This window comes from Paraburkholderia kururiensis (genome assembly GCF_034424375.1).
Taxonomy (GTDB): domain Bacteria; phylum Pseudomonadota; class Gammaproteobacteria; order Burkholderiales; family Burkholderiaceae; genus Paraburkholderia; species Paraburkholderia kururiensis_A.
This window is the reverse complement of the sequence record NZ_CP139965.1, coordinates 3,057,288-3,068,930: the sequence shown is the minus strand read 5'-3', so window position 1 is coordinate 3,068,930 and position 11,643 is coordinate 3,057,288. Positions and strand designations below refer to the sequence as shown.

9 protein-coding genes are annotated in these 11,643 nt (G+C 67.8%); 7 read left to right on the top strand and 2 right to left on the bottom strand.

The window, feature by feature from the left end; genetic code table 11:
- Positions 1-5: 5 nt before the first annotated feature.
- From U0042_RS13605 to U0042_RS13585, 5 genes are all read left to right on the top strand, one after another.
- Complete coding sequence (locus U0042_RS13605; protein WP_114810328.1) at positions 6-1,184, top strand: ligase-associated DNA damage response exonuclease; 1,179 nt, start codon at positions 6-8, stop codon at positions 1,182-1,184.
- The gene (locus U0042_RS13600) at positions 1,181-2,914 is read left to right on the top strand and encodes an ATP-dependent DNA ligase (RefSeq protein ID WP_114810329.1); all 1,734 of its coding nucleotides are present in this window, start codon (positions 1,181-1,183) and stop codon (positions 2,912-2,914) included. Before U0042_RS13605 ends, U0042_RS13600 begins: the two co-directional genes overlap by 4 nt.
- A gap of 223 nt (positions 2,915-3,137) precedes the next feature.
- Complete coding sequence (imuA, locus tag U0042_RS13595) at positions 3,138-3,992, top strand: translesion DNA synthesis-associated protein ImuA (protein ID WP_114810330.1); 855 nt, start codon at positions 3,138-3,140, stop codon at positions 3,990-3,992.
- Positions 3,883-5,634 carry a Y-family DNA polymerase gene (locus U0042_RS13590; RefSeq protein ID WP_232833304.1) on the top strand — a complete coding sequence of 584 codons (1,752 nt, stop codon included), beginning with the start codon at positions 3,883-3,885 and terminating at the stop codon, positions 5,632-5,634. Before imuA ends, U0042_RS13590 begins: the two co-directional genes overlap by 110 nt.
- A 5-nt stretch (positions 5,635-5,639) precedes the next feature.
- Entirely contained in the window at positions 5,640-9,056 is a 3,417-nt protein-coding gene (locus U0042_RS13585) for an error-prone DNA polymerase (RefSeq protein ID WP_232833305.1), read from the top strand.
- A gap of 28 nt (positions 9,057-9,084) precedes the next feature.
- Here U0042_RS13585 and U0042_RS13580 read toward each other — a convergent pair whose 3' ends face one another.
- Both U0042_RS13580 and U0042_RS13575 read right to left on the bottom strand, forming a co-directional pair.
- A complete protein-coding gene (locus tag U0042_RS13580; RefSeq protein ID WP_114810331.1) occupies positions 9,085-10,077 on the bottom strand; it encodes a dTDP-4-dehydrorhamnose reductase family protein in 993 nt (330 codons plus the stop codon).
- A gap of 26 nt (positions 10,078-10,103) precedes the next feature.
- Positions 10,104-10,316, bottom strand: coding sequence for a heavy-metal-associated domain-containing protein (locus U0042_RS13575; protein WP_114810332.1), 213 nt, complete (start codon positions 10,314-10,316; stop codon positions 10,104-10,106).
- A gap of 276 nt (positions 10,317-10,592) precedes the next feature.
- On the opposite strand from U0042_RS13575, the gene cueR reads away from it, so the two are divergent.
- Entirely contained in the window at positions 10,593-11,021 is a 429-nt protein-coding gene (cueR, locus tag U0042_RS13570; protein WP_114810407.1) for a Cu(I)-responsive transcriptional regulator, read from the top strand.
- A gap of 288 nt (positions 11,022-11,309) precedes the next feature.
- Positions 11,310-11,456, top strand: a complete 147-nt coding sequence (locus U0042_RS13565) for a DUF3563 family protein (protein WP_017776210.1) — start codon at positions 11,310-11,312, stop codon at positions 11,454-11,456.
- Positions 11,457-11,643 lie beyond the last annotated feature (187 nt).

Below are 11,643 nucleotides of genomic sequence, written 5' to 3'. Positions count from 1 at the left end.
CCGTCTTGAATCCTTCCGCCGACCTCGTCGTTGCGCGCCCCGAAGGCCTGTATTGCCCAGTGGGCGATTTTTATATCGATCCGTGGCGCCCCGTTCCGCGGGCCGTCATTACCCACGCCCACGCCGATCATGCGCGGGCGGGGCACGGCCATTACCTCGCGTCGGCGGCCGGTGCCGGCGTGCTGCTCGCGCGGCTGCCCGGCATCAGCCTGCAAGCGGTGGCGTATGGCGAGCGGCTCGCCATCAACGGCGTGACGGTGTCGCTGCATCCGGCCGGCCACGTGCTCGGCGCGGCCCAGGTGCGGCTCGAATATCGCGGCCACGTGTGGGTGGTCTCCGGCGACTACAAGCTCGAAGTCGATCCCACCTGCGACGCCTTCGAACCCGTGCGGTGCGACACCTTCATCACCGAATCCACCTTCGGCCTGCCCGTGTACCGATGGGAACCCGCGCACAGCGTGTTCGAAGGCATCGATTCATGGTGGCGCCACAACGCGGCGCAGGAGCGGGCGTCGGTGCTGTTCTGCTATTCGTTCGGCAAGGCGCAGCGCATTCTGGCGGGCATCGATGCCGCCATCGGTCCCATCTTCTGTCACGGCGCGATCGAACCGCTCAACGGCGCGTATCGCGCGGCGGGCGTGGCCTTGCCCGAGACGCGGCTCACGGCCGACGTGCCGCCGAAGGCGCGCGACGTGTACAAGGGCGCGCTCGTCGTTGCGCCGCCGTCGGCACAAGGCAGCGCGTGGCTGCGTCGCTTCGGGAATTACAGCGACGCCTTCGCGTCGGGCTGGATGCGGCTGCGCGGCACGCGTCGCCGGCGCGGCGTGGACCGCGGCTTCGTTCTTTCCGATCACGCGGACTGGCCCGGGCTTCTGAGCGCGATTGCCGCGACGGGCGCGGAACGCGTCATCGTCACGCACGGGCATATCGAGCCGCTCGTGCGCTGGCTGCGCGAGACTGGGCTCGAAGCCGAAGCGTTCGCGACCGAATACGGCGGCGACGCGGTGGAAGCGGATGCGGCGGCGCAGTCGCCCGATGCCGCGGCGGCGGGTGGATCGTTCGAATCGCTCGCACGAAAAGAGGCGGCATCGCGACATGATGCGGACGCGGACGATAGCGCGAAGGACAGGGAGCGCCCGGACACAGGCGATGACGCGGACACCGCAGGAGACCCCTCGTCATGAGGCGCTTCGCTGCGCTCTACACGGCGCTCGACGCCACCACGTCCACGCGCGACAAGCTCGATGCGCTCATCGCGTACTTCCGCACGGTGCCGCCCGAAGACGCGGCTTGGGCCTCGTACTTCCTCGCGGGCGGCAAGCCGCGGCAATCGGTGCCCACACGCTTGCTTGTCGAAATCGCGCGCGAGCGTGCGGGCCTGCCCGAATGGCTCTTCGACGAGTCGTACGAGGTCGTGGGCGACCTCGCCGAAACCATCGCGCACGTCCTGCCGCCCGTCGGGCGCACGACGGAGCTGGGCCTCGCGCAATGGATCGAGGACCGGCTGCTGCCCTTGCGCGGCGCCGCGCCCGAGACACTGCGCGAGCGGCTCACCGCGTGGTGGGACGAACTCGACTGGAGCGGTCGCTTTCTGCTCACCAAGCTGATTGGCGGCGGGTTCCGCGTGGGCGTGGCGCGGCAACTCGTGGTGCGTGCGTTGGCCGATGTGGCGGGCGTCGATCACAAGCTCATCGCGCAGCGCATGGTCGGCTGGACGGATTCGCGTCAGACGCCGGACGCCGCGCGTTATCTGCGCCTCGTCGCCCCCGCGTTGCAGGCGAGCACCCACGACGGCGACGCGCATGCCGCGCACGAGCCGTTGCGCGCGGACCTCGCGACGCAGGTGCATGCGGGCGACGCGGGCTTGCCGTATCCGTTCTTCCTCGCGCATCCGTTGCAGGACGAACCGTCGTCGCTCGGTGCGCGGGGCGACTGGCTTGTCGAATGGAAGTGGGACGGCATTCGCGCGCAACTCGTCAAGCGCGCGGGATGCGTGTGGCTGTGGTCGCGCGGCGAGGATCTGATTACAGACCGCTTTCCCGAGATCGAGGCGCTGGGCCGCGCGCTGCCGGACGGCTACGTGATCGACGGCGAAATCCTCGCCTGGGCGCCCGGCGCCGCCGTGCCGCTGCCGTTCGCGCAGTTGCAGCCGCGCATTACGCGCAAGACGCTCACGAAGAAGGTGCTGGCCGATTATCCGGCCACCTTCGTAGCCTACGACCTGCTCGAAGCGCAAGGCGAAGACCTGCGGACGACGCCGCTCGAAGCGCGTCGCGCGTGGCTCGAAAGGCTCGCGTGGCCCGACGTGCTGGGGGCGTCTGCGGCGGCCGAAGTCGCCGCGCGGCCGCTGCGGCTGTCGCCGCTCGTCACGGCGGCCGAAGCGCCGGACTGGAGCGCGCTCGCCGCGCTGCGCGAGGAGAGTCGCGAGCGCGGCGTGGAAGGGCTAATGCTGAAGGGGCGCGAGTCGCTGTACGGCGTGGGGCGCACGAAGACGGCGGGCGCGTGGTGGAAATGGAAGATCGATCCCTACGCGGTGGATGCGGTGCTCCTCTACGCCCAGCCGGGACACGGCCGGCGCGCGAGCCTTTACACGGACTTCACCTTCGCCGTGTGGGACGAGGCCGGCGGCGTGCGCACGCTGGTGCCCTTCGCGAAGGCCTATTCAGGCCTCACGGATGCGGAGATGCGCGAGGTGGATGCCATCGTGCGCAAGACGACGGTCGAGAAGTTCGGCCCGGTGCGCAGCCTGCGACCCACGCTCGTGTTCGAAATCGGCTTCGAAGGTATTCAGGCGAGCGGGCGGCACAAGTCGGGCGTGGCCGTGCGGTTCCCGCGCATGCTGCGCTGGCGTACGGACAAAAGCATTGAAGACGCCGATACGCTCGCTACGCTGAAGGGCTTTATCAAGGGCTAGAACAGGCGCGTCGAGGGTCGCGATGCGTGCCCTGTTTATGCCGGCAGCGCGGTTTTCCCTTCCCCGTCAAAACCTCTTTTCCTTCCTTCTTCGATACTGTATAAATATACAGGTGTTGGCGTGGTTTCCGGTATCCGGTTCCCGCCGCCGGTGACAGTTCCGCCTTGCCCGGTTTGTGCCGGGAGGGCGGCGTATCCCCTTTTGAAAGAGCATCACACGAATCATGGCTGCAGCACTCCATGCCACGAGCGCCTTGCCCTCCCGGCTGCGCAGCCGGGTGTGGCAAGGGGACCAGCTTGCCGGGGCAACCGCGGGCGTCGTGTCGAGCGGGTACGCCGCTCTCGATGCGCTGCTGCCCGGCGAAGGCTGGCCTGCCGGCAGCCTGACCGAGCTGCTGGTGGAGCACGGCGGCATCGGCGAAATGCGGCTCGTCGCGCCGGCGCTGAAGACCCTCACGGCGCGCGACGGTAAGCACGTCGTGTTGGTCGCGCCGCCCTGGCAGCCCTATGCGTGCGCGCTGAAGGCGTGGGGCATCGCACTCGAACGCGTGGTCTGGGTGCGCGCGCGCGAAGACGAAGCGCCCTGGGCTGCCGAGCAGGTTTTGAAGCAGGAGGGCATGGGCGCGGTGCTGGTGTGGCTTGCGAAAGCGCGTCCGGATGCGGTGCGTCGGCTGCAGGTCGTGGCGCAGGATTCGCGCGCGCTCGCTTTCCTCGTGCGGCCGGCGCACGCGCGCAGCCAGTCTTCGGCGGCGCCGCTGCGCATCGCATGCGAGCCGGTGCTGCCGCCCGATGCCGACACCATCGACCGGCATCGCTGGCTTCAGGAAGCGGCGGTGTCGGTGGACGTTTTCAAGCGGCGCGGGCCGCCTCTCGCCCGGCCGCTCTCCGTCACGTTGCCGTTGCAGGCCGGATTGCTGCCGTCGCCGCAGTCCCAGTCCGGCCATCAACGCCAATGGCACGAGAGCAATCATGTTGTGGATCGCAGTTACCTTGCCCCTGTTGCCGCTGGAGGCGGTGAAGCCGCCTCTGGCGCTCCCGCGGCAGCCCGAATACCCGGACGCTCCGCGCAACCGGCATGAGGCCGGCGCGCTGCTTGCCGAAAGCGGTGCCGCGAGCCATGCGGCTATCGCTGGAATCGTTCGGGACGCCGAAACGGTCGGAGCGGCCGCCGCCGTCTCCGCTCGCCCGCCTTCGCCGAACGCGCCGTCGGCGCAGTCCGGCACCGATGCCGCGAACGTGCGCTGTCATGCGCTCGCCGATCATGTGCGCATCCTGATTCCCGATCTGGATGCGCACCGGTTAGGCGTGCGTGCGGGCAACACGCGTTCGCATGCGCTCGCGCTGGCGCCGCAGATCGCGATGCTCACGCCCGACCCGGCGCGCGAGAAAGCGGCGCTCGAAGCGCTGGCGCTGGCGCTGCTCGCCTTTACGCCGAACGTGGCGTTTGCCGAAGGTCATACGCTGCTGCTGGAGGTGGGCGCGGGATTGCGTCTTTTCGGCGGCCTGCGCGTATTGTTCTCGCGAGTCGCCTCGACCGTGGAGACGCTGGGGCACACCGCACGCTTCGCCTGTGCCCCCACGGCGTGGGGCGCCTGGCTGCTGGCCGCGGCGCGTGCCGAGCGGGCGGGGCGGCGCTGGCGCGTGGTCAAGCAGGCGACGCTGGCGCGCACGCTCGATACGCTGCCGGTTTCGCTCTTGCCCTTCGCCGCCGAACATGGCGACGTGTTCGAGCAGATCGGCTGCACGACCCTCGCCGATCTGCGCCGTCTGCCGCGCGCGGGCATCGTGCGCCGCTTCGGCGACGACGTGCTCACGCTGCTCGCGCAAGCCTTCGGCGAGCATCCCGATCCGCGCGAATACTTCCAGGCGCCGGCTTCGTTTCACGCGCAGCTGGAACTGCAGGCGCGCGTCGATAGCGCCGAAGCCTTGCTGTTTGCGGCGCGCCGGCTCGTCGTGCAACTGGCCGGCTGGCTGGGCGCCCATCACGCGGCCTTGCGCAAGTTCGAACTGCGGCTCGAACACGAGCTGGCCTCGCGCCATGCGCCGCGCACGTCGGTGCTGAGGCTTGGCTGGGCGGTGCCTTCGCGCGATGCCGATCACCTCATCTGGCTGCTGCGCGAAAAGCTCAATCAGACGGCGCTGGCTGCACCGGTGATCGGCCTGAAACTCGTCGCCGACGAAGTGAGCGAATACGCCGCGCCCAGCGGCACGCTCTTTCCCATGCCGGAGGCGTCGGACGAATCCATGGCGCGTCTGATGGAGCGGCTCGGCGCGCGGCTCGGCGCACAGAACGTACTGCAGCTTTCGACCCACGAAGATCATCGCCCCGAGCGGGCGATGCAGGCCGCCGCTTATCGCGAGCCCGCAGCGGGACGCCGCAAGCCGTCGCGTGCGAAAAAGCCGGCCGCCCAAGAGGCTGGCGCCGCGCAACAACCGCCGCTTCAGGCCGTGCTCGATCTGCCCGAGAGCCCACTGCCCTCGCAGCCGCGTCCGGTATGGATGCTCGAACGGCCGCTGCGGCTCGTGGTGCGCGACGAGCGTCCGGTCTACCGGCGTCCGCTGAAAACGCTCACGCGCACCGAACGCATCGAGGCCGGGTGGTGGGATGGCGAAGGCGTGGAGCGTGATTACTACGTGGCCGGCGACGATCAGGGCCGCATGTTCTGGGTGTATCGCGAGCGCTTGAGCGGGCAGTGGTTCCTGCAGGGCCTCTTTGGCTGAACGCCATGTCGACCGTCGATACAGCGTCCCATGCCGGGAAGGGCGCCGCGCCTCCGATGCCGCAATTGCCGGCGTATGCCGAGCTGCATTGCCTCACCAACTTCACGTTCCTGCGCGGCGCGTCGCGTCCCGGTGAGCTTGTCGAGCGGTCCATCCAGTGCGGCTACAGCGCACTCGCGATTACCGACGAGTGCTCGCTCGCCGGTGTAGTTCGTGCCCACAGCGCGCTCAAGATCATCGAAGCGGAACGTGAGAAGGAACGGAAGGCATGCAGTGAAGGAGAAGAGGAAGCGCCACCCGGCCCGCCGCTGCATCTGCTGATCGGCAGCGAACTCAATCTCACCGATGAAGCCGGTGCACCGTTCTGCACGCTCGTAGCCATCGCGATGAACCGCGAAGGCTACGGCAACCTCTCCGAGCTCATTACGCTGGCACGCTCGCGTGCGGCGAAGGGCAGCTACCGGCTGCATCCCGCCGATTTCACCCACCCGCCGCCCGAACTCGCGCATCTGCGCCATTTGCCCGACTGCGTTCTGCTGCTCGTGCCGCAGCAGGCGGCGACGCTCGCGCAAACGCTGCGCTGCGCGTACTGGCTCGCGGGCATCGCGCCGGATCGCGCGTGGCTCGCGCTCGAACTCTGGCAAACCGGCAACGACGAAGTGCGCATCAACGCAATGCGCACCATTGCGCAGCAAAGCGGCCTGCCGCTCGTCGCCGCGGGCGGCGCGCTGATGCATGCGCGTTCGCGCAAGCCTTTGCAGGACACGTTGACGGCCATCGGTCTTAACCAGTCGCTCGCGCAATGCGGTCATGCGCTCGAACCCAACGCGGAGCGGCATCTGCGCACGCGGGTGCGGCTCTCTTCGCTATACCCCGCGGATACGCTCGCCGAAACGCTGCGCGTGGCAAGCCGCTGTGCGTTCTCACTCGATGAACTCGCGTACGAATATCCCGAAGAACTCGTGCCGCCCGGCGAAACGCCGGCAAGCTGGTTGCGCAAGCTCGTGATGGAAGGCGCGCACACACGCTGGGCGGGCAGCATGAGCGAGCGGCAGCGTGAGCAGATCGAAAAAGAACTCGCACTGATCGCGGACCTGCGCTACGAAAAGTACTTCCTCACGGTGCACGACATCGTGCGCTTCGCGCGCGAGCAGGGCATCTTGTGCCAGGGGCGCGGCTCGGCGGCCAACTCGGTGGTCTGCTATTGCCTCTACGTGACCGAGATCGACCCCGTGGACATGAACATGCTGGTCGAGCGGTTCATTTCCCGTGCGCGCAACGAGCCGCCCGACATCGACGTGGACTTCGAGCATCAGCGTCGCGAAGAGGTGATCCAGTACGTTTACGGCAAGTACGGCCGGCGCCGCGCCGCGCTCGCGGCTACCGTGATCTCGTATCGCACGCGCAGCGCGCTGAAGGATGTCGGCAAGGCGCTCGGCCTCGAGCCTGCGGTAATCGAGCGCATCAGCGGTGCCCAGCAGTGGTGGGATGGCCCCGAGGCCGTGGCGCGCTACCTCGCCGAAGCCGGCTTCGATTCCGAATCGCACGTCACGCAGCATCTGATCCGGCTCACGCGCGAACTGCGCAATTTTCCGCGGCATCTGTCGCAGCACGTGGGCGGCTTCGTGATCGCGAAAGACAAGCTCTCGCGGCTCGTGCCCATCGAAAATGCGGCGATGAAAGACCGCTGCGTGATCGAATGGGACAAGGACGACATCGATGCCCTGAAGCTGCTGAAGGTGGACGTGCTGGCGCTCGGCATGCTCTCGGCGATCCGGCGCGCGCTGGAATTCGTCGCGCTGCGGCGCGGGTGGCCGGCGTATCGCATGCAGGACGTCCCGCGCCGCGATCCGGCCGTCTACGAAATGTGCTGCCACGCGGATACGATCGGCGTGTTCCAGATCGAGTCGCGTGCGCAGCAAAGCATGCTGCCGCGGTTGAGGCCGCGCGAGTACTACGACCTCGTCATTCAGGTGGCGATCGTGCGGCCCGGGCCGATCCAGGGCGGCATGGTGCATCCGTATCTGCGGCGCAGGCAGGGGCTCGAAGCCGTCGAATACGAGAAAGAGGATCTGAAGCCGGTGCTCAAACGCACGCTTGGCGTGCCGATCTTCCAGGAGCAGGTGATGCAGCTCGCGATGGTCGCAGCGGACTACAGCGCGGAAGAGGCCGACCGCCTGCGCCGCGCCATGGCCGCGTGGCGGCGCGACGGCGACCTGCGGCCCTATCAGAAAGACCTCACGGACCGCATGCTGGCGAAAAAATATACGCAGGAGTTTGCTGACCGTATCTGCAAGCAGATCGAGGGCTTCGGCGATTACGGTTTTCCCGAAAGCCATGCGGCGAGCTTCGCGCTGCTCGTCTATGTGAGCGCGTGGCTGAAGCGCTACGAGCCCGCGGCCTTTCTCGCGGGCTTGCTGAATAGCCAGCCGCTCGGCTTCTATTCGCCGTCGCAGCTCGTGCAGGACGCGAAGCGGCATGGCGTGACCGTGCTGGCGCCCGACGTGTCGGTGAGCGACTGGGAAGCGGTGCTGGAGGTGCGCGGCCGGCCCGGCGTGCGGTTGGCGGCCGACGCGGCGGCGCGGCGTGCCGAGGCTTCTCGCTATGCGCAGTTGCTGCGTGCCGTTCCGGTGCCGAAGAACTGTTTTGCCCGCACCGTCAGGCGCGTTGTGAGGGCGCCTATCAAACTGCCGGCACGCGCCTATGGGCGGCGCGGGCCGGCGGTGCGGCTCGGGCTGCGGCTGGTGAAAGGCCTGCCCGAGGAGGCGGCGCGTCGCGTGATGGAGGCGCGTCGCGAGGCGCCGTTTACCGACGTCGACGACCTTGCGCGGCGTGCGGCGCTGACGCGGCGCGAACTCCAGGCGCTGGCCGCGGCGAATGCGCTCGCGAGCATCGCGGGGCACCGGCGCGAGGCATGGTGGGCCGTTACCGCGCAGCATGCGGTGCCGAAGCTGCTGCGCGACGCGCCGATCGCCGAGGCGCCGCTCGCGTTGCCGCGCGCAACCGAGGGCCGCGAGATCGTCGCCGACTATTCGAGCCTTGGACTCACGCTGAACCGGCATCCGCTCGCGCTGCTGCGGCCGGGGCTCGCGAAGCAGCGTTTTCGCACCGCCGCGCAGCTCGCCATGTGCCGGCACGGCACGCTGGTGCGCGCCTGTGGCATCGTGACGGTGCGGCAGCGGCCCGGCACGGCGAGCGGCACCATTTTCGTGTCGATCGAAGACGAAACCGGGGCGATCAACGTGATCGTGTGGCCGTCGATTGTGGAGACGCAGCGCCAGGCGCTGCTGGGTTCATCGCTGCTGGCGGTCTCGGGCGTCGTGCAGCGCGAGGGCGAGGTGGTGCATCTGGTGGCACACCGGCTGGAGGACCACAGCCGCTTGCTGGGACGGCTCGCTACGGCGAGCCGCGATTTTCACTGAGGACGTGCGCGGGTCGTCGCTCATCGTCTCAGCTCGCGACCTGGGGGGCGTCGCCGGGGCGCCACGGAAAGGCGCGCAGCACGTCGCGAATGCCTGTGTCGAACGGCGTGCGCCGTCCGATGCCGAGCGCTTCGAGGCGACTCGAATCGAGATGGCAGTTGTAGGGGCGGGGCGTGGCATCGGCGGGCGTGGTCTGCGGCACGAGGGCAACGTCCATCTCCAGCGCGGCGGCAAGACGCTGCGCGATTTCGTATTTCGTCATCGGTTCGTTGCCCGACCACTGCGCGATGCCGCACAGCGGCTGCCCGTCGGCGAGCCGCTCGAGCAGTTGCCCCACGACGTACGCGACGTCCGGCGTGAAGGTGGGGTAGCGAATCGCCCAGGCATCCATGACAGCAGGTTTGACGGCCTGCGCTCGATCGCCCCTCTCTGAGGCGGAGGTGCTTCGCGCCGATGCCGCGATGGCCGGCACGAGGCTCGTCACCGCGGATTCCTGCCAGTCCACGATCGGACCGTAGAGCAACGGCAGACGCAGCACGAGACCGAGGTCCGTGGCGTCGAGCAACGCGTGCTCGCCTTCAAGCTTGCTGCGCCCGTAGGCGTTGATGGGCGAGGGCGGGGCGTCGGCGCGATACGGCGGGCGCGTGCCGTCGAACACGTAGTCGGTTGAAATGGACAGTACCCACGCGCCGCGCCGCTTCGCTGCACGTGCAATCGCGGCCACCGCCTCGACGTTGAGCGCGCGGGCGAGCGCCGGGTCCCGTTCGCAGATGTCGGGCCGCCGCTCGGCGGCCGCGATCACGATGGCCTGGGGCGCCTCGCGTTCCATGAACCGCTCGACCGCGTGCGCATCACGGATGTCGAGCGAGAGCTGGCCCGGCGCGGCCCGGCGAAACGCTGCCTCCACGACTTGCCACGGCTCGGTGGCCACGTGTGGCGCATGCTCGGCACGTTGCCGTAACCGTGCCGCGATGGCACGCCCCAACAGCCCGGACGCACCCAGCAGGCCAACCTTGAACATGCGTCGCTCCTTTGTCTCGATCGCGCTTATTGCGCCGGCGACGATGCGCCGACCACCGTGTAACCGGCTTCGTCGATGGCCGCCTTGAGCACGTCCTGCGGCTGACTCGACTCCACGAGAACGAGGCCCGCGGGCAGATCGACCTGCACGCCCGCGTTGGCATCGTGTTTGTGAATGGCGCGCGTCACGGCGGCGACGCAATGCTGGCAGCTCATGCCTTCTACCTGGAACTGGATCATGGTCTGGACTTCCTTCGAAGTGGAGTGAAACAACGGTTGAATTATGCCCGTCGAAATACATCTACCGTGCTGACCTTCCCATCATGGGAAGCTGTACGATCGACCGACATGGTGAACTTGCCGCTGCTCGCGCTCTTGCCGCGGCAGCGCAGGCGGCGGGCAGAGGAGAAACGCATGAAAACGGCTGGTTCGACGCTCAACATGCCGGCGGGCAAGGCCGGCAAGAGACTCAACACGACGACGGACATTGCCCCGAAGGTTGCGCTGGGCAGCGCCATGAATATCGGTGAAGCGGCGCGCGTGTCGGGCGTCACGGCGAAGATGATCCGGTACTACGAGAGCGTCGGGCTGCTTGCCGCGAAGGCGCGCACTGCGGCGGGGTACCGCGTCTATGGACCTGAGGAGGTGCACTCCCTGCGCTTCATTCGCCAGGCCCGGCGGCTCGGCTTTCTCGTGGAGGACATCCGCCGCCTGCTGGCGCTCTGGCACGACCGCTCGCGCGCAAGCGCCGACGTCAAGGCCATTGCGCTCGAGCACGTCGGCGAACTGGACCGCCGCATCGCCGAGCTGACCCAGATGCGCGATACGCTGGCCCACCTGGCCGCTCACTGCCACGGCGACGCACGGCCTGATTGTCCGATCATCGAGCAACTGGCCGACGGAGGAGGCGCCACCGGGTCTTGCTCGCAGTGCCACGACGCGTGAGGAAAGACGGCCGGCGCCGACCGCCGGAATGCTGCGGCAAATGCGCACTATGTTGGTGCTTTGCGTGCTCGCGTGGGGTGCGCCGGGCGGTGGGTCGAGGAAAAATCTTTTTAAAGTCAGGTGCTTGAACCAATTTCGTGCATGCACCATTCCAAAACGGAATGCACGCCATTCGGGCATTTCACTACCGAGCCACGCCTGTCTCGCTATAATTCGGGTTAACCCTTTTAAGGGAAATCCCTGACATTTGATCCACCGGGGATTCATTCCTGATCCTTGGAGAACATCATGTTTGCGTACATCCTCGACAAGCTGAGCACCTGGTTCGAAACCGCTGAACGTAACCGCCGCGAAGCCTATCTCGCGCAGTCCACGGACATCGTCCAACTCGAACAGCGCCTGCGCTCGCTCGAATCCAACGGCTACTCGCTGTAAATCGCGACAGGCCGGGTTTACCTCGGCCTCATTGCGTTGCGATTCCGTCCAAAGCCCCGCTCTGTCGGGGCTTTGGTGCATCTGGAGCAACAGTTTTGCCCTTCCGGGCTCAGAGGCCCGGCGTGGGACGGACGCTGTTCATCCGTTTGACCTGCCAGACGGACTAGTCTGAAGCCTGCCATCGCGG